The organism is Crossiella sp. CA198, assembly GCF_052078295.1.
Taxonomy (GTDB): Bacteria; Actinomycetota; Actinomycetes; order Mycobacteriales; family Pseudonocardiaceae; genus Crossiella.
The window spans coordinates 346,688-369,426 of record NZ_JBQJIM010000002.1 but is presented as its reverse complement, the minus strand read 5'-3'; the positions used below and the strand labels follow the sequence as shown (position 1 = coordinate 369,426).

23 protein-coding genes and 2 tRNA genes are annotated in these 22,739 nt (G+C 69.3%); 16 read left to right on the top strand and 9 right to left on the bottom strand.

Annotated features, from left to right (window positions below; genetic code table 11):
- Nucleotides 1-63: 63 nt before the first annotated feature.
- The 3 genes from ACTOWY_RS04320 to ACTOWY_RS04310 all read left to right on the top strand — a co-directional run bounded on the left by ACTOWY_RS04320 (nt 64) and on the right by ACTOWY_RS04310 (nt 2,858).
- Complete coding sequence (locus ACTOWY_RS04320) at nt 64-603, top strand: NADAR family protein (RefSeq protein WP_441308285.1); 540 nt, start codon at nt 64-66, stop codon at nt 601-603.
- A 117-nt stretch (nt 604-720) separates the two neighbouring features.
- On the top strand, nt 721-1,389 hold the full coding sequence (locus ACTOWY_RS04315) for a lysophospholipid acyltransferase family protein (protein ID WP_441308284.1): 669 nt from the start codon (nt 721-723) through the stop codon (nt 1,387-1,389).
- A 92-nt stretch (nt 1,390-1,481) separates the two neighbouring features.
- Nucleotides 1,482-2,858 carry a YDG/SRA domain-containing protein gene (locus tag ACTOWY_RS04310; protein ID WP_441308283.1) on the top strand — a complete coding sequence of 459 codons (1,377 nt, stop codon included), beginning with the start codon at nt 1,482-1,484 and terminating at the stop codon, nt 2,856-2,858.
- On the opposite strand, the gene ACTOWY_RS04305 is transcribed toward ACTOWY_RS04310, so the two are convergent.
- From ACTOWY_RS04305 to ACTOWY_RS04295, 3 genes are all read right to left on the bottom strand, one after another.
- On the bottom strand, nt 2,855-3,349 hold the full coding sequence (locus ACTOWY_RS04305) for a nuclear transport factor 2 family protein (protein ID WP_441308282.1): 495 nt from the start codon (nt 3,347-3,349) through the stop codon (nt 2,855-2,857). The two genes, ACTOWY_RS04310 and ACTOWY_RS04305, sit on opposite strands and share 4 nt — an antisense overlap.
- Nucleotides 3,333-3,980: a TetR/AcrR family transcriptional regulator gene (locus tag ACTOWY_RS04300; RefSeq protein ID WP_441308281.1), complete on the bottom strand. Its 648-nt coding sequence runs from the start codon at nt 3,978-3,980 to the stop codon at nt 3,333-3,335. Before ACTOWY_RS04300 ends, ACTOWY_RS04305 begins: the two co-directional genes overlap by 17 nt.
- Nucleotides 3,981-4,174: 194 nt before the next feature.
- A tRNA-Gly gene (locus ACTOWY_RS04295) sits at nt 4,175-4,248 on the bottom strand.
- 67 nt (nt 4,249-4,315) lie between these two features.
- Here ACTOWY_RS04295 and ACTOWY_RS04290 point away from each other — a divergent pair.
- Nucleotides 4,316-4,389, top strand: a tRNA-Pro gene (locus ACTOWY_RS04290).
- A gap of 142 nt (nt 4,390-4,531) precedes the next feature.
- Here ACTOWY_RS04290 and ACTOWY_RS04285 read toward each other — a convergent pair.
- Entirely contained in the window at nt 4,532-5,125 is a 594-nt protein-coding gene (locus ACTOWY_RS04285) for a response regulator (protein WP_441308280.1), read from the bottom strand.
- A gap of 13 nt (nt 5,126-5,138) precedes the next feature.
- Nucleotides 5,139-5,708, bottom strand: a complete 570-nt coding sequence (locus tag ACTOWY_RS04280; protein ID WP_441308279.1) for a hypothetical protein — start codon at nt 5,706-5,708, stop codon at nt 5,139-5,141.
- Nucleotides 5,709-6,000: 292 nt separating this feature from the next.
- On the opposite strand from ACTOWY_RS04280, the gene tig reads away from it, so the two are divergent.
- The 7 genes from tig (at nt 6,001) to ACTOWY_RS04245 (ending at nt 13,983) form a co-directional block, all read left to right on the top strand.
- A complete protein-coding gene (gene tig / locus ACTOWY_RS04275; RefSeq protein WP_441308278.1) occupies nt 6,001-7,365 on the top strand; it encodes a trigger factor in 1,365 nt (454 codons plus the stop codon).
- A gap of 164 nt (nt 7,366-7,529) precedes the next feature.
- Nucleotides 7,530-8,111 carry an ATP-dependent Clp protease proteolytic subunit gene (locus tag ACTOWY_RS04270; RefSeq protein WP_441308393.1) on the top strand — a complete coding sequence of 194 codons (582 nt, stop codon included), beginning with the start codon at nt 7,530-7,532 and terminating at the stop codon, nt 8,109-8,111.
- A 29-nt stretch (nt 8,112-8,140) separates the two neighbouring features.
- Complete coding sequence (locus ACTOWY_RS04265; RefSeq protein ID WP_247759224.1) at nt 8,141-8,770, top strand: ATP-dependent Clp protease proteolytic subunit; 630 nt, start codon at nt 8,141-8,143, stop codon at nt 8,768-8,770.
- Between the two features lie 227 nt (nt 8,771-8,997).
- Complete coding sequence (clpX, locus tag ACTOWY_RS04260; protein ID WP_185002126.1) at nt 8,998-10,278, top strand: ATP-dependent Clp protease ATP-binding subunit ClpX; 1,281 nt, start codon at nt 8,998-9,000, stop codon at nt 10,276-10,278.
- A 985-nt stretch (nt 10,279-11,263) separates the two neighbouring features.
- A complete protein-coding gene (locus ACTOWY_RS04255) occupies nt 11,264-11,860 on the top strand; it encodes an RBBP9/YdeN family alpha/beta hydrolase (RefSeq protein ID WP_441308277.1) in 597 nt (198 codons plus the stop codon).
- A 12-nt stretch (nt 11,861-11,872) separates the two neighbouring features.
- A complete protein-coding gene (locus ACTOWY_RS04250) occupies nt 11,873-13,228 on the top strand; it encodes a S8 family peptidase (RefSeq protein ID WP_441308276.1) in 1,356 nt (451 codons plus the stop codon).
- A complete protein-coding gene (locus tag ACTOWY_RS04245) occupies nt 13,225-13,983 on the top strand; it encodes a trypsin-like serine peptidase (RefSeq protein ID WP_441308275.1) in 759 nt (252 codons plus the stop codon). The genes ACTOWY_RS04250 and ACTOWY_RS04245 overlap by 4 nt, the downstream gene beginning before the upstream one ends.
- Here the strand turns inward: ACTOWY_RS04245 and ACTOWY_RS04240 are convergent.
- The 3 genes from ACTOWY_RS04240 to fdhD form a co-directional block, all read right to left on the bottom strand.
- Entirely contained in the window at nt 13,955-14,875 is a 921-nt protein-coding gene (locus tag ACTOWY_RS04240; protein ID WP_441308274.1) for an alpha/beta hydrolase, read from the bottom strand. The two genes, ACTOWY_RS04245 and ACTOWY_RS04240, sit on opposite strands and share 29 nt — an antisense overlap.
- A gap of 128 nt (nt 14,876-15,003) precedes the next feature.
- A complete protein-coding gene (locus ACTOWY_RS04235; protein ID WP_441308273.1) occupies nt 15,004-16,182 on the bottom strand; it encodes a CaiB/BaiF CoA transferase family protein in 1,179 nt (392 codons plus the stop codon).
- Nucleotides 16,183-16,201: 19 nt separating this feature from the next.
- Nucleotides 16,202-17,032 (bottom strand): formate dehydrogenase accessory sulfurtransferase FdhD, encoded by an 831-nt coding sequence (fdhD, locus tag ACTOWY_RS04230; protein WP_441308272.1) that lies wholly within the window; start codon nt 17,030-17,032, stop codon nt 16,202-16,204.
- Between the two features lie 91 nt (nt 17,033-17,123).
- On the opposite strand from fdhD, the gene ACTOWY_RS04225 reads away from it, so the two are divergent.
- From ACTOWY_RS04225 to ACTOWY_RS04205, 5 genes are all read left to right on the top strand, one after another.
- Complete coding sequence (locus ACTOWY_RS04225; RefSeq protein WP_441308271.1) at nt 17,124-18,488, top strand: OFA family MFS transporter; 1,365 nt, start codon at nt 17,124-17,126, stop codon at nt 18,486-18,488.
- Nucleotides 18,488-18,601 carry an MFS transporter small subunit gene (locus tag ACTOWY_RS04220; protein ID WP_441308270.1) on the top strand — a complete coding sequence of 38 codons (114 nt, stop codon included), beginning with the start codon at nt 18,488-18,490 and terminating at the stop codon, nt 18,599-18,601. Before ACTOWY_RS04225 ends, ACTOWY_RS04220 begins: the two co-directional genes overlap by 1 nt.
- Before the next feature lie 60 nt (nt 18,602-18,661).
- A complete protein-coding gene (locus ACTOWY_RS04215; RefSeq protein WP_441308269.1) occupies nt 18,662-19,414 on the top strand; it encodes a VOC family protein in 753 nt (250 codons plus the stop codon).
- Between the two features lie 92 nt (nt 19,415-19,506).
- A complete protein-coding gene (locus ACTOWY_RS04210; RefSeq protein WP_441308268.1) occupies nt 19,507-19,788 on the top strand; it encodes a hypothetical protein in 282 nt (93 codons plus the stop codon).
- A complete protein-coding gene (locus tag ACTOWY_RS04205) occupies nt 19,785-20,411 on the top strand; it encodes a hypothetical protein (protein WP_441308267.1) in 627 nt (208 codons plus the stop codon). The genes ACTOWY_RS04210 and ACTOWY_RS04205 overlap by 4 nt, the downstream gene beginning before the upstream one ends.
- Before the next feature lie 4 nt (nt 20,412-20,415).
- On the opposite strand, the gene ACTOWY_RS04200 is transcribed toward ACTOWY_RS04205, so the two are convergent.
- Nucleotides 20,416-22,725 carry an FdhF/YdeP family oxidoreductase gene (locus tag ACTOWY_RS04200; RefSeq protein ID WP_441308266.1) on the bottom strand — a complete coding sequence of 770 codons (2,310 nt, stop codon included), beginning with the start codon at nt 22,723-22,725 and terminating at the stop codon, nt 20,416-20,418.
- Nucleotides 22,726-22,739: the final 14 nt, after the last annotated feature.

Below are 22,739 nucleotides of genomic sequence, written 5' to 3'. Positions count from 1 at the left end.
TGGTCGACGCGGGGCCGGTTGTCTGTGGGTCAGTGGCGTGAACCGGGGTGAGAGGATCCCGGCATGACCAAGGCCGATCTGCTGGCCCGGCCGGACCGGCCCGAGCTGCTGCTGTTCTGGGGCCACCGGCCCGAGTCCGACGGGAGCGCGGGCAAGGGCTGCCTGAGCCAGTGGTGGCCGGTGGAACTCGACGACGACGGCCTGCGTTTCCGCAGCGCCGAGCACTACATGATGTTCCACAAGGCCCTGCTGTTCGAGGACCAGGACACCGCGGCCCGCATCCTGGCCGCCGACGACCCCGGCGAGGCCAAAACCCTGGGCCGCCAGGTGAAGTCCTTCGACTCGGCCACCTGGGCCGCCCGCCGCGTCGCCATCGTCACCACCGGCAACGAACTCAAGTTCACCCAGCACCCCGACCTGGCCGCCTACCTGCTCGGCACCGGCGACCGCGTCCTGGTCGAGGCCAGCCCACTGGACGCGGTCTGGGGCATCGGCCTGGCCGCCGACGACCCCAGGGCCGCCGACCCGGCGCGGTGGCCGGGGGAGAACCTGCTCGGCTTCGCCCTGATGACCGTGCGCGCCCGCCTCCGCGCCGCGAGGTGAGCGCGCACACCACGACCCGGGAAATTGTCCGGTTGCGACCTCGGTCGTAACGACACTGTCCATCGCCGGTCATCTGAGGTCGTAGGCTCAACGAAGCGAGCGTGTCGAGGAGGTTCGGTGCTGTACAGGTTGCTCAAGCGGCTACTGGGTCGGCTGGTCCGGTTGGTGTGGCGCCCGACGGTGCTCGGGCTGGAGAACCTGCCCAAGGACGGCCCGTTCATCCTGGCCGCCAACCACCTCTCCTTCGCCGACAGTCTGATGCTCCCCCTGGTCGTCCCCCGCCAGGTCGCCTTCCTGGCCAAGGCCGAGTACTTCACCGGCAAGGGCCTCAAGGGCGCCGTCATGCGCTGGGTCTTCACCGCCCTCGGCCAGATCCCGGTCGAACGCGGCAAGGGCCGAGCCGCAGGCCAGGCCCTGGACACCGCCCTGGAAGTCCTCCAGGCAGGCGGCGCCTTCGGCATCTACCCCGAAGGCACCCGCTCCCGCGACGGCCAGCTCCACCGCGGCCACGTCGGCGTCGCCCGCCTCGCCCTCACCTCCGGCGCCCCGGTCATCCCCGTCGGCCTGATCGGCACCGACCGCCTGCAACCCCTGGGCAAGAAAATCCCGCGCATCCGCCCGGTGACCATCCACTTCGGCACCCCGCTGGACTTCACCCGCTACGACGGCATGAACGAGTCACTGCCGATCCTGCGCTCGGTGACGGACGAGATCATGTACCAGATCATGGAGCTGTCGGGGCAGGAGTACGTGGACCGCTACGAGAAGCCCCCGGCCGCCGCCTGACCGACACGACCCCACCCACGCTGAATTTTTCCACCCCGCCTGGCACTTCTCGGTAGTGTCACCGCCACGTACGACAGCGGGGAGGGCTGGCCGTGGCGGGTGTGGACGTCGTTGGGCTGCTGGACAACTTGCGGGTCAACACCGCAACTGGCCAACTAGCCCGCCACCAACCACTACTCCTGCTCTGGGCCGCCGGCCGAGCAGTGCAAGGCTTGCCCCGCACCACCGCCTGGCAGTCAGTCCGCCCAGAGCTAACCGCACTACTCGCGGAGTTCGGCCACCCCGGAGCCCAAGCAAGCCCGGAGTACCCGTTCGTCGCCCTGTCCCGCACCAAGTTGTGGGAACTGGACGGCTACAGCGAGCCGGTACCACCGGCCCACGGCTCCGGTGTGGTGAGCTGGCTCGCGCGAAACAATCCGCATGGCGGCCTGACCGATCCGGTGTACCGAACGCTCGCGCACGAACACAAGGTGCGCAACAAGTTCGCGCAGAAGATCATCGAAAAGTACTTCGCCGGCGAGGACACCGAGGCCCTGCTGAACGCAGTCGGACTCGGCGACATCAACTTCGACCGCTTTGGCGAGGTGCCCTGGGTCCCCGAAGACACACACTTCCCAGACCGCGCCGCTGCTTTTGATGCCCTGGTGCATCGTCAACGGCAAGCAGGAATCTGTGGCACTGAGAAGGATGGTGCCGAGTCCATCGTCGTCTCCGGCGGCTACGAGGATGACGTCGATCTCGGCGACATCATCATCTACACCGGCGAAGGTGGCAATGAGAACGGGAAACAGGTCGCTGACCAGAAGATGACCAAGGGCAACGCAGCCTTGCGAACAAGTTACCGGCAGCAGGATGCGCTGGTTCGAGTGCTTCGTGGGTACAAGGGCGATCCGAAGTATTCTCCCTCGTCAGGTTATCGATACGATGGCCTCTTCCGAGTGGCTTCGTACTGGTCGGAGAAGGGCAAGTCTGGCTACCTGGTGTGGCGCTACAAGGTGGTCAGGGCGGGTTTCTCAACCGCGGAGGCGAACCTCGCTGAGTTCGTGGCCAAGGCTGAGAAGGGTGCGCCACCCGGTGTCGCCACCCCCGAGCGCGCGAAGGTGATCCGTAACAGTGTCAAGCGCTTGCGAGCGGTGGCAGCGTGGGTCAAGAACAAGCACAACAGCAGGTGTCAGGTCTGTGCGCTCCAGCTAGAGGTTCCCAAGTCGTTCCATGCAGAGACCGCGCACATCAAGCCGCTGGGAATGCCAAGCAACGGCCCAGACTCCGCCGAAAACTGCCTCTGCCTGTGCCCGAACGACCATGCCCGCTTCGATCGAGGCGCCATCGTCATCGAGGATGACCTAACCATCATCAACGCGATCACTGGCGAGAAGATGGGCGAATTGCGGACAGTAGCCGGTCACAACATCGAGGTGAGTTACCTCGCCTGGCACCGAAACTTCATCCGCAACCGCGCCATTAGCTAACCCCGGTCGGGCGTGGCCAGCGGTACCAGCCGCCGATCCCCGACCCTGGTCAACAGCGCCAACGGCTTCCCGGCCAAGGTCAGCAAAGCCACCACCCACCAAGGCTTCCCCAGCTCCCGCGCGATCGGCCCGCCAAAAGCCGCCATCAACGCGGTAAGCCCCGGCAACGGCCGCACCGACAAGGTGATCGACGAGATCAACCCCTCCTCATTCACCTCAACCCGGGCAGTCTCCTCAACCTCCTGCCCCCCAACAGTCGCCGTATGCACCAAAACCCGAGTCCGCTCATCCCCAACATCAGACCGATACCGCAACCCCTTCAGCTCCCGCAGCGCCACGGTCAGCACCGCGCGAACCTCCCGCTTCCCCACAAACCGCACCCGCATGGTCAACGGCGAGTGCAGAACCACGTCCTCAGCCAACGTGGCCAACACCCCCGCCAGATCCCCAGCCTCACCAGCGGCCCGGTAGCGCTCAGTCGTCGTACTCATCGCTGTTCCCCTCAGTAGAAGCGGTCAGCCCAGAAAGCCCCCGCCAAACCAGATCCGCCGTCAGCCCCTCAACCTGCTCCCGACTAACCCCCGGATTCCGCAACCACCACGCCACCATGGCGTTCAACGTCCACTTCGTCCCCTCGGCCAACGCCGCCTCAGCCTGCGGACGGGGCAACCCCACTGGCAGGGACAAGTGCGGAAGCCGGTGCAGCAACGCGGCGAGCGCGGTGGAGGCATCCTGCTGACCGCGTTGGTGGGCCGGGGAGACCGCGGGGTCAGCAGGCGGCTCCCCGAACAGCAGCCGCCACCCCACCTCGTTCCCCTCAACCCACGCAAAGATCAACGACAAGGTGTGCCGAACCAGCCCCTCCGCCGACACCCCCGACGGCGGCACCGCCCAAGCCCGGTTGAGGTCATCCGCATGCCGCTCAACCACAGCCCGATACAACCCGTCTTTGGCCGAGAAGTGGTCGTACAACACAGGCGTAGTGATCCCAGCCGCACCAGCCACCTCCCGCATAGAGGCCCCGCCATACCCCCGCAAGGCGAACACCTCCCCCGCGGCCCGAAGGATCACTTCCCGCCGCTCACCAGGACTAAGACGCTTACGACCCGAGTTACCTGACATTAGTTAGGTACAGTACCCCAAAACCTGACACCCGTCAGGTACGAAGCGAAGCGAGCCAAAGCGACGGCAAAGCCGAGCCCGAACAGGGGGTCCGGGGGCGAAGCCCGCCGGCGTGGGGGCGCGGGGGCTCGGCCCCCGCTGAAATGCGAAACGCCCCGGGGAAGCGCCAAGGCGCGACCACGGGGCGAGCAGCGTGGAGCGGGCGACGGGAATCGAACCCGCGTAGCTAGTTTGGAAGACTAGGGCTCTACCATTGAGCTACGCCCGCGTGGGCCCGGTTGGCCGGGCTCCGGTGTGAGCTTACCGGGTCGCGCGGTATGGTCTGCACGAGACCCCGGGATGTGGCGCAGCTTGGTAGCGCATCCGCTTTGGGAGCGGAGGGTCGCAGGTTCAAATCCTGTCATCCCGATTTCCGCTCGGAGCCGAGGTGTGCCTGCTGAGAAGCGCAGGCCACCTCGGCTCCAAGTGTCTACCCGGGGGCCCGAGCCCCCGGACCCCCACGGTGCGGTTGGTGCTGAACCAGCGTGGTCTCTGTGCTTGTCCCTCAGTTGTTACTCGTCCCACCCTCGCCGGACGCCGTAGCGGATCAGCGCTGCCCTGTCCGGTACTCCCAGCTTGGTTTGCAGTCTGGTGATGGTGTTGCGGACTGTTTTGGGGCTCACCAGCAGGTGGTCGGCTATGGCCGTGGTGTCCAGTCGTCTGGCCAGCAGGCGGAGTAGTTCTTGTTCTCGGTCGGTCAGGTTGTGGGTGGTTGCCGGGGCTGTGAGGGGTTCGCCGGTGCAGGCCTGGGTTATGGCGGCGCGGAGTTCTGGGGGGCCTGCGCCTTTGAGCAGGTAGCCGGCGGCTCCTGCCTTGATGGACTTGAGGATGGCTTCCTGGTCTTCCGCGACGGTGAGGACGACCACTCGGATCGAGGGGTTCCTGGCCAGGATCCGGGTGGTGGCCTCGAAGCCGTCCATGACGGGCATGGTCAGGTCCATCAGGACCAGGTGCGGTGCGGTCTCGGCGGCCAGGCGGACCGCTTCCATGCCGTCGGCGGCCAGGCCGACGATGTCGTGGCCGTCGGCGGTGAGCAGGTCGCGCAGGCCGATGCGGAACAGCGGGTGGTCGTCGGCGATCAGGATGCGCAGCGGCGGCGGCGACATGGGTGGGCTGCGGTCAGTGGTGGCCGGGGAGGGCGGCGAAGACGCAGCCTTCCGCGTCCGCCGGGAAGGTGTCCGCCTGCACGCCCTTGACCGGCTTGCACCACAGGTGGCGCAGGCCGAGTTTCTCGGTGCCGAACTCGGCCGAGGTGACCGCGAATCCGTTGCCGAAGCCGAAGTCCGGGTTCTCGGTGAGGGAACCCTCGCCGAGGCCGCGCAGCCAGAACCGCTGCAATTCCTTGATCTTGTCCGGGGTGAACAGCACCAGGCCGATCTTGGCGTGCTCGGGCACCGCGCAGGTGGCCCATTCGGCGATGAACGGCTCGTACCGCTTCGCCCGCAGCTCACCCAGGTAACCGGGTAGTTCGGACTTGCTCACAGTTTTGGCGTCCGCGCAGGCGCCGGTCTTCTGCCTGACCCAGTCGATCACCTGGTTCATCGAGGTCAGCTGGGTGCCGAGAGAGGCCGAACCGGCGCGTGGACCGGTGGCCGTGGGGCTGGGCGGTCCGCCGTGCCCGCCATGCGTGCCAGCGGGCTCGGTCGGTTGGCCGCCGCCGCACGCCGCCACCAGGAGCAGACTGGCCACCACGGCCAGAAGTCCTTGCCCGCAACGATTTTTCGTCATCAACACGCCCTCTCCCACGAACGGACCGGCGGCGGGATGATCCATTGACGAGGGTAGGCAAGCGGGGAGGCGGACACAACGGCCGTGGCGACGCGGGGTCATCCGGCGATCACGCAGCGCGGCCCTTCGCGGGGGCCTTGCCGCACCCGCGACCGGTGGACTCCGCGGGTGCGCTTAGACTCGCCGGAGGACCCGGCGTCATTAGCGCTCGGGTGTCTGCACGCGCCTGTTTTTGTTCGCACGAGGAGAATACGTGAAGAGCACCGTCGAGCAGCTGAGCCCGACGCGCGTCCGGATCAACGTCGAGGTGCCGTTCGACGAGCTCAAGGCGAGCTTCGACCGGGCATACCGCAAGCTGGCCAAGCAGGTCCGGATCCCGGGCTTCCGTCCGGGCAAGGCGCCCGCGCGGGTGCTGGAGACCCGACTTGGCCGTGGCGTTGTCCTGGACGAGGTCGTCAACGAGGCCATCCCCGCGAAGTACCTCGAAGCCGTCAACGCCGGCGAGGTGAAGACGCTGGGCCGCCCGGACATCGAGGTCACCAAGATCGAGGACGGGCAGAGCCTGGAGTTCACCGCCGAGGTCGACATCCGTCCGGAGATCACCGTGCCCGCCTTCGGCGAGCTGGCCGTCTCCGTCGACGATGTCGAGGTCACCGACGAGGACGTGGCGAGCCAGCTCGATGAGCTGCGCGCCCGCTTCGGCAGCCTGGTCGGCGTCGAGCGCCCGGCCGCCACCGGTGACTTCGTCTCGGTCGACCTGTCCGCCACGGTGGACGGCAACGAGGTCGAGGACGCCCGCACCAACGGCCTGTCCTACGAGATCGGCTCCGGCCAGCTCGTGGACGGTATCGACGAGGCACTGGTCGGCGCTTCCGCCGGGGAGACCAAGTCGTTCACCACCACCCTGGTGGCCGGTGAGCACGCAGGCCGCGAGGCCGCGGTCAACGTCACCGTGCAGACCGTCAAGGAACGGCAGCTGCCCGAGCTGGACGACGAGTTCGCCCAGCTGGCCAGCGAGTTCGACACCCTGGACGAGCTGAAGGCCGACCTGCAGACCCGGCTCGGCCGGGTCAAGGCCATGCAGCAGGGCATGGAGGCGCGGGACAAGGTCCTGGAGGCGCTGCTGGAGGCCACCGAGGTCCCGATGCCGGAGACCGCGGTGGACGCCGAGATCGAGGTCCGCAAGCACGACGCGGTGCACCGCTTCGAGCACGACGAGGCCCGGTTCGCCGAGTGGCTGGCCACCCAGGACAAGACCGTCGAGGAGTTCGACGCGGAGACCCGCGCCGAGTCCGAGCGCACGGTCAAGACCCAGCTGGTGCTGGACGCGATCGCGGACGCCGAGCAGACCACCGTCTCGGACAACGAGCTGACCGAGCGCATCGTCTACCAGGCGCAGAGCTTCGGCATCAGCCCGGACGAGTACGTGCAGCGGGCCCAGCAGTCCGGCCAGCTCGGCGCGATCTACGCCGACGTGCGCCGCGGCAAGGCCCTGGCAGGCGTGGTGGCCCAGGCCACCGTCACCGATGCCTCCGGCAACAAGGTCGACCTGGATGAGCTGTTCGGCAACGTGAACAAGAAGGACGAGGCCGAGCAGGCCGAAGCCACCGCGGAGTGATCAACACCGCGCGTTGCCGAAATGATTCCGGAACACGCTGATAGCGAACGCGGGCGGTGTCGGGAGTACGACACCGCCCGCGTTCGTTAGGGTCGTTTGTAGAGATCCTCCAGAACCGAAAGCAGGCACACGTGACGCAGTACCCGACCGTCCCGGCGCCCCAGATGCGGGCAGGCAGCGCAGGGCTGACGCTCAACGACTCGGTGTACGAGCGGCTGCTCCGTGAGCGCATCATCGTCCTGGGCTCCCAGGTCGAGGAGAACATCGCGAACCAGATCTGCGCTCAGCTGCTGCTGCTCGCGGCCGAGGACGACGAGCGCGACATCTACCTCTACATCAACTCCCCCGGTGGCTCGGTCACCGCGGGCATGGCGATCTACGACACCATGGAGCTGATCAAGCCCGACGTGGCCACCGTGGCCATGGGCCTGGCCGCCTCGATGGGTCAGTTCCTGCTCTCCGCGGGCGCCCGGGGCAAGCGGTCCGCCCTGCCGCACGCGCGGATCATGATGCACCAGCCCTCGGCCGGGCTGGGCGGCACCGCCGCGGACATCGCGATCCAGGCGGAGATGCTGATCAAGCACAAGCAGGAGATGGCCGAGCTGATCGCGACGCAGACCGGGCAGCCGGTGGAGAAGATCGTCATCGACTCCGACCGCGACCGCTGGTTCACCGCGGAGGAGGCCAAGGAGTACGGCTTCATCGATCACGTGGCCACCTCCGCCAGCCAGCTGCCGCGCGGCTGAGCGCCAGCACGAGTACGAGGAGTAAGAAGATGAGCGAGCTTTACCGCCCTCAGTCCCGTTACGTGCTGCCGTCGTTCGTGGAACGCACCAGCTACGGGGTCAAGGAGTCCAACCCGTACAACAAGCTCTTCGAGGAGCGGATCATCTTCCTCGGGGTGCAGATCGACGACGCCTCGGCGAACGACGTCATGGCGCAGTTGTTGTTCCTGGAGTCCGACGACCCGGACCGCGACATCACGATGTACATCAACTCGCCGGGTGGCTCCTTCACCTCGCTGATGGCCATCTACGACACCATGCAGTACATCCGCCCGGACATCGCGACCTTCTGCCTCGGCCAGGCCGCCTCCGCGGCCGCCGTGCTGCTGGCCGCGGGCACTCCAGGTAAGCGGGGCGCGCTGCCGAACGCGCGAATCATGATCCACCAGCCCTCCACCGAGGGCGTGTACGGTCAGGTGTCGGACCTGGAGATCCAGGCCCGGGAGATCGACCGGATCCGCCGTCAGCTCGAGACCACGCTGGCCCGGCACACCGAGCGGACGCCCGAGCAGGTCCGCCAGGACATCGACCGCGACAAGATCCTGACCGCGGCGGAAGCCAAGGACTACGGCATCGTGGACACCGTGCTGCCGTACCGGAAGCTGTCCGCCCAGTCCTGACCAACGCCGGTACCCCGTGATCCGCGACACGCCGAGCGCCGCCCAGGACTGGCGGTGCTCGGCGGGTACGGGGGAGGCTGGGGCCCTCGGAAGTATTCAGTGACAGGTCTGGATGCTTCAGAGAGCTTGTCGACCTCCCGCTGCCCGGGGTAGTGCGGGTACCGTCAACAGCGAACACGGCCAGGCGCGTCGTCAGGGCGCGCCAGAGGGGACAGAGGTCAGCGGCCATGGCACGTATCGGTGACGGCGGAGACCTGCTCAAGTGCTCTTTCTGCGGCAAGAGCCAAAAGCAGGTCAAGAAGCTCATCGCCGGCCCCGGCGTGTACATCTGCGATGAGTGCATCGACCTCTGCAACGAGATCATCGAGGAAGAACTCGCCGAGGCCGGGGACGTCAAGCTCGACGAACTCCCCAAGCCCCTGGAGATCCACGAGTTCCTCGACCAGTACGTCATTGGCCAGGACGATGCCAAGCGGACGCTCTCGGTGGCGGTCTACAACCACTACAAGCGGATTCAGGCCGGCGACCGGGGCAGGGACGGCCGGGACGACGGCATCGAGATCGCCAAGTCGAACATCCTGATGCTCGGGCCCACCGGCTGCGGCAAGACCTACCTCGCGCAGACCCTGGCGAAGCTGCTGAACGTGCCGTTCGCCATCGCGGACGCCACCGCGCTGACCGAGGCCGGGTATGTCGGCGAGGACGTCGAGAATATTCTTCTGAAGCTGATCCAGGCCGCGGACTACGACGTCAAGCGGGCCGAGACCGGCATCATCTACATCGACGAGGTGGACAAGATCGCTCGCAAGAGCGAGAACCCCTCGATCACCAGGGACGTCTCCGGCGAGGGCGTGCAGCAGGCGCTGCTGAAGATCCTGGAGGGCACCACCGCGAGCGTGCCGCCGCAGGGCGGTCGCAAGCACCCGCACCAGGAGTTCATCCAGATCGACACCACGAACGTGCTCTTCATCGTGGCCGGGGCCTTCGCGGGCCTGGAGAAGATCGTGCACGAGCGGACCGGCAAGCGCGGGGTCGGCTTCGGCGCGGAGATCCGCTCCAAGGCCGAGGTCGACGCCACCGACGTCTTCGGCCAGGTCATGCCGGAGGACCTGATCAAGTTCGGCCTGATCCCGGAGTTCATCGGCCGCCTGCCGATCGTGGCCAGCGTGATGAACCTGGACAAGGTCAGCCTGGTCAAGATCCTCTCGGAACCGAAGAACGCGCTGGTCAAGCAGTACCAGAAGCTGTTCGAGATGGACGGCGTGGAGCTGGAGTTCACCAAGACCGCGCTGGAGGCCATCGCCGACCAGTCGGTACTGCGCGGCACCGGCGCCCGTGGACTGCGCGCGATCATGGAGGAGGTGCTGCTGCCGGTGATGTACGACATCCCCAGCCGCACCGACGTCGCCAAGGTGGTCATCACCGAGCAGACGGTCCGCGAGAACGTGAACCCCACGATCGTCTCCCGCCAGCCGTCCCGCCGCGAACGCCGCGACAAGTCCGCCTAGCCCATAGCGGCCAACACCCCGTACAACAACGGCCAACACGCCGGCGAGGTTTGAACCTCCGCGCGTGTTGGCCGTTGTCGTACGGCACGTTGGCCGTTGTTGTACGCCGTAGGCACTGCGGTCGGGCGAAGCCCGGGACAGGCGGCGGGGGTGGCTTTTCGAAAACTTTCCCCGAGCGGTTCCCCATCCCCGTCAGCCTGGAGAGGACACACCGCATCCCGGGCAGCGGCCCTGCAACACAATCCGCTGCCCGGCGAACCCAGCGTGACCGGGCCGCTGCCCGGGATGTGGTTTGGTATCGGAGGGCTGGCGGGGATGGGGAACCGCACACGAGCACTGCTCTTTGCCCTTGATCTTTGTTCTTCCCCCCATCCTTTGATTTCTGCCCGTCCGGCGAGGACGCACTTGATCTTGATCTTCGCTCTTGATTTTCAACCCGAAGATCAAAAAGGGATGGCCTCGCCGGCCGGGCAGACCACCGGAGGGGTGGGGCAGATCAACACCCGGGCGAGCAGGTTGCGGGGCGGGGTTTGGGCTGCCGACTCGAGACCCAGCGTGGCTCCGAGGGCTCGCGTGTTCTCCGTACGGCCTTCCGCCAGCCAACCACACCCCGATGAGCGGCCCCCGTCGCGTTGGGTTGGCCGGGCTGCGGTTTGTGTTGCAGGGGCCGCTCATCGGGGTGTGGTCTGCATGCTCCAGGCCGTACGGAGAACACGCGAGGGCCCTCGTCGTGGGGGTTTCACCCCTCCGCCCCGTCCCGCCGCCGTCCCACAACGGCCAACTTGGCGTACGAGTTGGGCCAACTCGGCGTCCATAACGGCCAACTCGCCGTACGACAACGGCCAACACTCGCGGGAGGTTGTGAGCGCTTGCTCGGAGTGTTGGCCGTTGTTGTACGCCGGGTTGGTTGTTGTGGGACGCCTGATCCGGTTGTTTTTGTTGGGTGGGGGATCGGTGGTGGGTGGGCGGGCGGTATGTCTGGATCATGCGAGTGCTGCATGTGGTTCTTCTGCACGGGTGGCGGGGTGCCGGGGCTGGGCACTGGTTGAGCTGGCTGGCGGGGCAGTTGCGTGGGCTGGGGGTTGTGGTGGACGCGCCCGTGTTGCCCGCGCCTGAGCTGAGTGGGTGGTTGGCGGTGTTGCGGGCCAGTCTGGCCGCGGCGGCGCCCTCGGCGGACCTGGTGGTGCTTGGGCATGGGCTGGGTGCGACGCTGTGGCTGCATCACGCGGCGGGGGTGGATGGGCGGGATCGGCGGGCGCATCGGGTGCTGCTGGTGGCTCCGCCGGGGCCGGGCTGGCGGCATCCCGAGGTGCGTGGGTTGAATCCGCCGCCGGTGGAGCCGCGGGCGTTGCGCCGGGCGGCCAGCATCACCCGCCTGGTAGCGGGGCAGGGCGATCCGTATTGCGCCCGGGTGGACGCGTATGGGCTGGCCACGGGGCTGGGTGTGGAGCTGGATCTGGTTCCCGGCGGGGAGCACCTGGATGAGGACACCGGGTTCGGGCCGTGGCCGGAGGTGCTGGCCTGGACGCTGGGCCGGGTGCCGGGTCTGCTCGATGGCAGCCCGGCGCGGGCGCGCACGTAGTAGAACGATCGGGTGATCCTTCGTTCCGTGTCCGGTCTGCTCGCGCTGGCGCTGCTCGCGCCGGTGACGCCGGCCGTCGCCGCTACCGCGGACTGCGCGCCCGCGGCCTTCACCTACACCGTGCTGTTCGGCCCGCACACCCCTCGGGCCACCGTCGGACGGCAGCTCACCGCGCACTGCGGCACGCCAGTGCACTACTACCCGGAGATCGGCGTGGCCGTGGCCAGTGCCGATGCCGGCTTCGACGGCCGGATCGGGGTGGACCGGGCCTTCAGCGCGGCCAAGGCCCGCGGGCCGGTCGCCGAGGCCAGCGCGCTGGCCTCGGCCGAGCAGCCGGACCGCACTGGCGAGCAGTGGGACATGCGGATGCTGCGCACCGCGCAGGCGCACACCGTGACCACTGGCAGCCGGGACGTCGTGGTCGGCGTGCTGGACACCGGGGTGGACGGCAAGCACCCGGAACTGGCCGGGGCGCTCGACCCGGCGCTGTCCGCGGGCTGCGAGACCGGGAAGCCGGACACCGATCCGGCGGCCTGGGGCCCCAAGCACGGGCACGGCACCGGCGTCGCGGGCGTGCTCGCCGCGGCCGCCGACGGCAAGGGCATCACCGGGGTGGCGCCCGGGGTGCGGATCGCCTCGGTGCAGCTCATGCGGCCGGACGGCTACATGGACCCCGAGGGCGTCGTGTGCGGGTTCATGTGGGCCGCCCGGCACAGGTTCACCCTGACCAACGGCAGCTGGTCCAGCGGCCCGTGGGCCTTCCTGTGCTCGGACCGGCCGGGGGAGAAGGTGGCCATTGAGGCGATCACCAGGGCGGTCCGGCACGCCACCGGGCGCGGGGTGCTGCACGTGGCCTCGGCGGGCAACTTCGCCGCCGACCTGACCGATCCCAAGACCGATCCGCTGCGGCCGCCGGGCAACACCATCGACAAGAACTGCCGGCTGCTGCCCAACCAGCTGCCCGAGGTGGTCACCGTGTCCGCGGTCGGCTACGGCCGCACGCTGTCCAGCTACAGCGACTACGGCGCCGGGACCGTGCACGTGACCGCTCCCGGTGGCGACCGCGCCCAGGTACCACCGGCGGGGGAGGGCCCGGCCATGCCGCTGTCCACCACCCCGGACGGTGGTTACGGCTCCTTCGGCGGCACCTCGGCCGCCGCGCCCAAGGTCGCCGGTGTGCTGGCGCTGCTGGCCAGCAAGTACGGCAAGTTGCCGCCCAAGGCACTCAAGGAACTGTTGCTGCGCACCGGCGTTCAGCCGCTGGCCTGCCCCGCCGGGGATGCCCGCTGCGGCACGGACAGCCAGGGGCGCACCAGCTTCTACGGCTACGGACTGGTCGACGCGGCCAAGGCGGTGCGGGCCGGATGAGGTCCTCGCTGGCGGGTGCGGTGCTGGTGCTGCTGGCGGTGCCCGCCAGCGTGGCCGTCGCGGACGGCGACGGCGGATACCCGCCCAGGCCGCCGAAGCCGCCGGTCGCGGTGGCCTTCGACGGGCGCCCGGCGGTGGGCGCGCTGTTCGCCGAAGGCGGGGCCGGACCGCATTTCTGCACCGCGACCGTGATCACCAGTCCGGGGCGCAACCTGCTGATCACCGCCGCGCACTGCATGTTCGAGAACGAGACCGGGCCACCGCGGCGGAACACCGCCTTCGTGCCCGGCTACCGGGACGGCCAGCGGCCGCACGGCACCTGGCCGGTGCGCGAGGTGGTGGTGAGCCCGGAGTGGCGGGAGCGGGCCGATCCGGACCACGACGTGGCCGTCCTGGTGCTGGACCCGGGCATCGAGGACCGGACCGGATCGCACCGGCTGCTCCTGGACACCCGGCGGGACCAGGTGGTCGAGGTGCCCGGCTACCCGGTCCGGGACGAGCGCCCGGTGACCTGCCGGAACTGGACCACCGAGTTCAGCCGGACCCAGCGTGGGTTCGACTGCCGCGGCTATCTGACCGGCACCAGCGGCGGGCCCTGGCTCACCGCGCGGGGCGAGGTGCTCGGCCTGGTCGGCGGCCACCAGTTCGGCGGGGACGAGATCCTGCACAACCACAGCCCGTACTTCGGCGCCCAGGTCCGCACGCTCTACGAACGGGCCCAGCAGGTCAGACCGGCGGCAGGTGGCGGCCGATGAAGCGGACCATGTCCGGGCTGACCCGGTCGAAGTAGGTGCTGTCGTGGCGGCCCGGTCCGGTGGAGCCCACCAGCGGCCGGGCCTGCCGGATGAACTGGCGGCTGCCGTCGATGAAGCTGTCCTCGGTGCCGCACCACAGGCCGACCCTGGCCGAGCCGAGCTTGTCGATGTGCCGCAACGGGTTCATCGACTCCCACTCGGCGTTGTCCCGGAACGCCTTGCGCTTGTGCATCTCCGGCCAGGAGGTGATCAGCGCGGGCGAGATGGCCGCGACCGCGCGCACCGGGCGGCCGCGTTCCTGGCGGCGGCGAGTGTAGAGCAGCGAGCCGAACCCGCCCATGGAGATGCCCGCCACCGCGAACGGCAGGCCGTCACCGCCGCCGAGACCGCGTTCGGCCAGCCAGCCCGGCAGGTCGTCCAGCAGCATGCCCATCGGGTTGTCCCCAGGCTGGGCGTGCCAGTAGTTGTTGCCGCCGCCGTCGACCGCGACAAAGGCGAACGGCGGCACCTGGCCACGCGCGACCGCCGCCGCCAGCGCGGAGGGCAGCGCCCCCGGCGCCGCGTTGCGCGCGGTGCCGAAACGGCCGTGCAGCAGCAGACAGACCGGCAGGCCGCTGCGGTCGGCCTGCGGTGACATGGTCACCAGGTCGACCTCGCGATTGCGGTGCGCGGAGAAGACCCGCTCCACCCGCACCGTGCCGCCGCTGCCCGGCTTGGTGGTCGTGCCGGTTCCGGCGGCCCCCAGCGTGCGCAGCACACTCGGATCGACCTGTCCCAGCTCGTCCTGGTGACTCAGCGTGGCGCCGAATCCGGCGACCGCGGCTGCCCCGGCCAGTGCTCCCCACAGCACCGTGCGCCGGGAGACGAGCCCCCTGGCTTTGTGTTCGTGCATCCCCTGCACACCCCCTCACAGAGAGAAACCGTGGATTGCTCCGTTTGTGTTACATGGCAGACGCCATTTTCGGTCGGTTGGTTCGCCACAGGTGGGGGTGATTCAGGACACACTGTCACGGAAGGTGACTAGATAACCGCGTTCCGCCGGAGGTTGTTGATCTCTTCTGGGTGATAGCCGAGCCAGTCAAGTACCAGATGGTTGTGTTGACCCAGGTCCGGCACGGGTGCTGGGGCCCAGGTCGAGCCCGAATCGTCCACCGGCGGGCGCAGCATCCGGACCGTCGCGCCGCCAGGCACTGGCACCTGTGCCCAGCGATCCCGGACCGCCAGCTGGGGGTGTCCGGCGAGGTCGAGCACGGTGCGGGTGCGCGCGGCGGGCACGTCGGCGGCGTCCAGGGCGGCGAGCAGCTCGGCCGCGGTGGTCCGGTCGAAGGCGGGCTGCAACTCCGCGTGCAGCTCGGCCCGGCGTGCGACCCGGTCGGCGACGGTGCCGAACCGCGGGTCCTCGGCCAGTCCGGGCTGCCCGGTGACCGCGCACAGCCGTCGCCACTGGCCCTCGTTCTGCACCGCCAGGTGCACGCTGTCCCCGTCCCCGCAGCGGAACGGCCCGTACGGCGCGATGCTCGCGTGGTGCGCCCCGGTCCGCGGAGGGACCACGCCGGTGCCGGTGGCGTAGAGCATTGGCTGGTGCATCCACTCCGCGAGCGCTTCGAGGAGGGTCAGCCGCAGGGTGGCGCCCTCGCCGGTGCGGGCCTGGCGCAGCAGCGCGGCCAGCACCGCGGCGTGCAGCTGGACGCCTGCGGCGATATCGGCCACCGAGATCCCGGCCCGGCCGGTGATCTCGCCCTCGCCGGTCAACTCGATCAGTCCGGCCTCGGACTGGATCAGCGCGTCGTAGGCCTTGCGGGTCGCGTACGGGCCTTCCTCGCCGTAGCCGGAGAGTTCACCGGCGATCAGGCCGGGGCGGTGCGCGCGCAGGCTGTCCGCGTCCAGGTCCAGGCGGCGGGCCGCGGCGGGGGCGAGGTTGCACAGCACCACGTCCACCCGGTCGAGCAGCCGGTCCAGCACGGCCCGGCCGTCCGGATGCTTGAGGTCGAGGGTGAGTGACTCCTTGCCCAGGTTGACCCAGGCGAAGTAGCTGGACACCGGACCGCAGGCGGTGTCGTAGCCGCGGGCGAAGTCCCCGGTGCCCGGCCGCTCGATCTTGATCACCCGGGCGCCGAGGTCGGCCAGCAGGCGGGTGGCATAGGGCACGGCGACGGCCTGCTCGATGGCGAGCACGGTGGTTCCCTCAAGTGGCTGCACCGGCCCAGTCTCGCCGGTGCTACTCCGGCAGCACGATGCGCTCCGCGCCGGTGTAGACGTTCATCGACTCCCCGCGCAGGAAGCCGATCAGGGTGATGCCTTGCTCGGCGGCCAGTTCCGCCGCCAGCGAGGACGGCGCGGACACCGCGGCCAGCATCGGCAGCCCGGCCATCGCGGCCTTCTGCACCAGCTCGAAGGAGGCCCGGCCGGAGACCATCAGCACGTGCCCGCCCAGCGGCACCCGGCCTTCCAGCAGCGCCCAGCCGAGCACCTTGTCCACCGCGTTGTGCCGCCCGACGTCCTCCCGCACCGCGAGCAGCTCACCGTCCATTGTGGCCAGTCCGGCCGCGTGCAGGCCGCCGGTGGCCTCGAAGACCCGCTGCGCGGCGCGCAGGGACCCGGGCAGGCCGGTGAGCACGGCCGGGGTGATCCGGGAGTCGTCCGCGGCGGGGGAGAAGCGGGTCTTGAGTTTGACCGCGTCCAGCGCGGCCTTGCCGCACACCCCGCAGGAGGAGGTGGTGTAGAAGTTGCGCTCCACGCCGACATCCGGCGGCGGCACGCCCTCGGCCAGGGCCACGTCGAGCACGTTGTAGGTGTTGCGGCCCTCGTCGTCGGTGCCGTCGCAGTAGCGCGCGGTGCGCACGTCCGGCGCGTCGCCGATGACCCCCTCGGTGAGCAGGAAGCCGTGTGCCAGCTCGACATCGTGCCCGGGAGTGCGCATGGTGACCGCCAGTGCGCGGCCGTTGACCCGCAGTTCGAGTGGCTCCTCGACGGCGAGCGCGTCCGGCCTGCGCAGCACTCCCTTCGGCGAGATCCGGAGCACTGGACGACGTGCTGTCACCCGTCCCATCCGAGGACCTCCAAACCCTGTACAACCTGGGACCCAGAGCCTAGGTTGCGCACTTAGGTTGCCACTTCAACTATATGCCCGGAGGTGCGCTGTGGCGCTCGGCTTCCTGGACCGCTCCCGGGTGGTCGCGCCGCCCGGCTGGAGCCGCTGGCTGATCCCTCCGGCCGCGCTGTCGGTGCACCTGGCGATCGGGCAGGCCTACGCCTGGAGCGTGTTCAAGTCGCCGCTGGAAGGCGCGTTGTCGCTGTCGGGCACCGCGAGCGCGCTGCCGTTCCAGCTCGGCATCGTGATGCTCGGGCTCTCCGCGGCCTTCGGCGGCACCCTGGTGGAGCGTAACGGTCCGCGCTGGGCCATGTTCGTCTCCACCGTCTGCTTCTCCTCCGGTTTCCTGATCGCCGCGCTCGGCGTGGCCACCCGGCAGTACTGGCTGGTGGTGCTCGGCTACGGCGGCATCGGCGGGATCGGGCTCGGCATCGGCTACATCTCCCCGGTGTCCACCCTGATCAAGTGGTTCCCGGACCGGCCGGGCATGGCCACCGGCATCGCCATCATGGGCTTCGGCGGCGGCGCGCTGATCGCCTCGCCCTGGTCGGCGGCCATGCTGGACGGCTTCGGCAAGGACATCACCGGCATCGCGCAGACCTTCATCACGCACGGCCTGGTCTACGCGGTGTTCATGTCCGTGGGCGTGCTGCTGGTGCGGGTGCCCGCCCCGGACTGGAAACCCAAGGGCTGGACCCCCAAACCGGCCGCGGCCGGTGGCATGATCACCACCGCCCAGGTCTCGGCGAACAACGCCATCCGCACCCCGCAGTTCTGGCTGCTGTGGGTGGTGCTGTGCTTCAACGTGACCGCGGGCATCGGCATCCTGGAGAAGGCCGCGCCGATGATCAGGGACTTCTTCGCCAACTCCACGCTGCCGGTCAGCGCGGCCTCGGCCGCCGGGTTCGTCGCGCTGCTCTCGCTGACCAACATGGTCGGCCGGTTCGTCTGGTCCTCCACCTCGGACCTGGTGGGGCGCAAGAACATCTACCGGCTCTACCTCGGCGTCGGCGGGCTGCTCTACCTGGCCATCGCACTGGCCGGGGACGTCTCCACCCCGCTGTTCGTGGGGTGCGCCATGGTCATCCTGTCCTTCTACGGCGGCGGGTTCGCCACCATCCCGGCCTACCTCAAGGATCTCTTCGGCAGCTACCAGGTCGGCGCCATCCACGGCCGCCTGCTCACCGCCTGGTCGCTGGCCGGGGTGCTCGGGCCGCTGATCATCAACGCCATCGCGGACGCGCAGAAGGCCGCTGGCAAGTCCGGTCCGGCGCTCTACACCACCTCGCTCTACATCGTGATCGGTCTGCTGGTGGTCGGCTTCATCGCCAACGAGCTGGTCCGGCCGGTGCATCCGCGATTCCACGAACCCCAGCGGCCGCTGGCCGCGCCGAGCAAGGCGGAGGCGGTCTGATGAATCCCCGGTACAAGCCGGTCATGGCCTTCGCCTGGCTGTGGGTCGGCCTGCCCTTCGCCTACGGGCTCTTCGAGCTGGTGCGCAAGGTGACCCAGCTGTTCACCGGCTGAGAGCGCGAATGTCGGTGGGGCGGGACAGACTGGGCGTCCACCTCACGGAAGGAACCGACCATGCCGGAGCGGGACGGCTACACCGCGGGCACGCCGAGCTGGGTTGACGTGTCCACACCGGATCTGGACGCGGCCAAGGAGTTCTACGCCGCGCTCTTCGGCTGGACCTACACCCCTGGCGAGGAGAAGTACGGCTACTACGTCAACGCGCTGGTGCGGGACCGGATCGTGGCCGGGCTGGGCCCTGCACAGCCCGACGCGCCGCCGATGTGGGGCAGCTACCTGCACACCGAGGACGCCGAGGGCGCGGTGGCGCGGGCGCGGTCGGCGGGCGGCACGATCGTGGTGGAGCCGATGACGGTCGGCTCCTTCGGCACCATGGCCATCGCGCTGGACCCGGCAGGCGCGCTGATCGGCTTCTGGCAGCCGGATGAGCACCACGGCGCCGGACTGGTCAACGAGCACGGCACGCTGGTCTGGAACGAGCTGCGCACCACCGCGGTGGACGCGGCGAAGTCCTTCTACGGCAGCATTTTCGACTACGACTACAGCGAGGTCCGGGGCGCGCCGGAGTACCCGGTGTTCGAGCTGGCCGGGCAGCAGGTGGCCAGCGCCGAGCCGGTGCACCGGGAGGAGGAACGGCCGCACTGGCTGGTCTACTTCGGAACCTCCGATGTGGACGCCACCGTGGCTGCCGCGCGCGAGCTGGGCGGTGCGGTGGTCGAGGAGATCACCGAGACCGCCTACGGCCGGATGGCGGTGCTGGCCGACCCGTGGGGCGCCGTGTTCGCCGTGCTGCACCTGGGGGAATGAGACCCACCGGGCACCGGGAGCGATCGAGTTGTCGCTCCCGGCACCCAGGGGTGTCCGCGACCCGATAGCCTCCCGCACGGGAGGGGGCGGACATGAACGGATTCGGGCTCAACCAGGACGAGCTGCGCGCGCTGGCCCAGCGGTTGTCCTTGGCCACCAAGGACATCGAGGCCACCCGCACAAGCTGGGACGCGGGCACCAGGGACGGCGCGACCTTCGCGACCACCGACGCCGGCAAGACGCACCTGGCCTTCCAGCAGCACCTCTTCGACACCCTGCGGGCCAGGGTGCGCGCCTTCGACACGCTGACCAGCCAGGCCAGGGACAGCCTGCAGGGCTACGCCACCGCCGATGACAAGCAGGGCCTGCGATGAGCCGCGGCGACAGTCAGGACCTGGCCCTGCGCGCCACCCGGCTGACCAACCTGGCCGAGACCCTCACCGTGAGCACCCTGGAGGACGGCATCCGGATGGGCATGACCCAGCTCGGCCCGCTCACCGGCGACGCGGACCGGCTGGCCGATCTGGCCGGGGCCTACCGGGCGGCGGCCACCGAGTTGCGGGACACCGGCGCGGAACTGCTCGCCGAGTACGCCGACACCGTGCCCTGGCAAGGAAAAGCGGCGGCCGCGGCGGCCGAGGTGATCTCGGCCGAGGGCACGCGGCTCGGCGAGGACGCGGAGATCCTGGCCGCGACGGCGACGTTGCTGGCCGGGCACGCCGAGCGGTTCGCCCAGGCCCGGCGGGAGCACGAGGAACTGCACCAGCGGCTGGTGGACCTGGGGCACAAGATCAGCCTGCTACTGCCGGTGCTGATGATCGACACGGGCAGCGCGCTGGCCTTCACCGGACTGGTCGCGGACGCGCTGACCGACTCGGCGGCGCTGCTGGACGCGGTGCGCGCGGACGCGGACGGGATCGCGGATGGCTTGCGGCGCATGCAGGATGGCGGCGTGGCCGCGGCCAGGGAACTGACCGCGGCCACCGCCACGAGATGAACGCTCAGGCCCGGCGCGGCTCCAGCCGGATCACGATCGACTTGGACATCGGGGTGTTGGAGATCCGCGCCGTGGCATCCAGCGGCACCAGGGCGTTGGCCTCCGGGAAGTAGGCCGCCGCACAGCCGCGGGCGGTCGGGTAGGCGATCACCCGGAACCGCTCGGCCCGGCGTTCCTTGATCTTCTGCGGATCCTGCGCCCACTCGCTGACCAGATCGACGATGGCGCCGTCCGGGATCTCCAGCTCGGCCAGGTCCTCCGGGTTCACCAGCACCACCCGGCGGCCGTTCTGCACGCCGCGGTAGCGGTCGTCCAGGCCGTAGATGGTGGTGTTGTACTGGTCGTGGCTGCGCATGGTCTGCAACAGCAGCCTGCCCGCCGGGATCTCCGGGGCCTCGAAGGCGTTCACGGTCAGGTTGGCCCGGCCGGTGCTGGTCTCGAACCGGCGGGAGTCCCGCGGCGGGTGCGGCAGCACGAACCCGTCCGGCTGGCGGACCCGGCGGTTGAAGTCGGCGAAACCAGGTACCACGTGCGCGATCCGGTTCCGGATCTTGTCGTAGTCGCGCTCGAACTCCGCCCACGGCACCGGATGCCCGTCGCCCAGGGTCGCCCTGGCCGCCCGGCAGATGATCGCGATCTCGGACAGCAGCACGGGCGAGGCCGGTTTGAGCCTGCCGCGGGAGCGGTGCACCACCGACATCGAGTCCTCGACCGTGACGAACTGGTCCTTGCCTGCCTGCTGGTCCCGGTCGGTGCGGCCCAGGGTGGGGAAGATCAGCGCGGCGCGGCCGGGCACCACGTGCGAGCGGTTCAGCTTGGTGGAGACCTGCACGGTCAGCGCGCAGTTGCGCAGCGCGGCCTCGCTGACCTCGGTGTCCGGGGTGGCCGCGGCGAAGTTGCCGCCCATGGCCAGGAACACCCTGGCCTGCCCGTCCCGCATGGCGCGCAACGATTCCACCGTGTCAAAGCCGTGCCTGCGCGGCACGGTGATGTGGAACTCGTGCTCCAGCGCGGCCAGGAACTCCTCCGGCATCTTCTCCCACACGCCCATGGTGCGATCGCCTTGCACGTTGGAGTGGCCGCGCACCGGGCACACGCCCGCACCCGGCTTGCCGATCATGCCGCGGGTCAGCAGGACGTTCATGACCTCCTGGATGGTGGGCACCGAGTGCCGATGCTGGGTGAGCCCCATTGCCCAGCAGATCACCGTGCGCTCGGAGTCCATCAGCATCCGGCTGAACCGGGCGATCTCCTTGCGGGACAACCCGGTCGCCCGGTCCACCTCGGACCAGTCCAGCTTCTGCAGGTGCTCGGCGTAGGCCTCGAAACCGTGCGTGTGCTCCTGCACGAAGTCCCAGTCGACCACGGTGCCCGGCGCGGCCCGCTCGGCCAGCAGCAGCAGGTGCCCGACCGCCTGGAACAGCGCCAGATCGCCGCCCAGCTTGATCTGCAGGAACAGATCCGCCAGCGGGGTGCCCCGGCCGATCAGGCCACGCACGTTCTGCGGGTTCTTGAACCGCATCAGCCCGGCCTCGGGCAGCGGGTTCACCGCGACCACCTTCGCGCCGCGCTCCTTGGCCTGCTCCAGCGAGGACAGCATGCGCGGGTGGTTGGTACCCGGGTTCTGGCCCACCACCACGATCAGGTCCGCCGACTCCAGGTCGGCCAGGCTCACCGAACCCTTGCCGATGCCGATGGTCTCCTTCAGCGCCGCGCCGGAGGACTCGTGGCACATGTTGGAGCAGTCCGGCAGGTTGTTCGTGCCCAGGCTGCGCGCGAACAGCTGCCACAGGAAGGCGGCCTCGTTGCTGGTGCGGCCGGAGGTGTAGAAGACCGCGTCATCCGGCGAGGGCAGCCCGCGCAGTTCCCCGGCCAGCAGCTCGAAGGCGTTGTCCCAGGAGATCGGCTCGTAGTGGCTGCCGCCGGGCCGCAGCACCATCGGCTCGGTCAGCCTGCCCTGCTGCCCCAGCCAGTAGTCGGTTTTGCCTGCCAGCTCGGCCACCGGGTGCGCGGCGAAGAACTCCCGGCCCACGGTGCGCTTGGTCGCCTCCTCGGCCACCGCCTTGGCGCCGTTCTCGCAGAACTCGGCCAGCTTGCGGTGTCCCTGTGCCTCCGGCCAGGCGCAACCGGGGCAGTCGTAGCCCTCGCGCTGGTTCAGCAGCCGCAACGTGCGAGCCGTACGGAAGGCCCCCATCTGTTCGACGCCGTGCCGCAACGACACCAGGACACCGGGGATCCCGGCGGCCCAGGTCTTCGGCCGGGAGACCGTCAGGCCGGTCTCGTCGACATCGTGTTCGGGTGCCTCACGCGCCATGTCCACATCCTGCG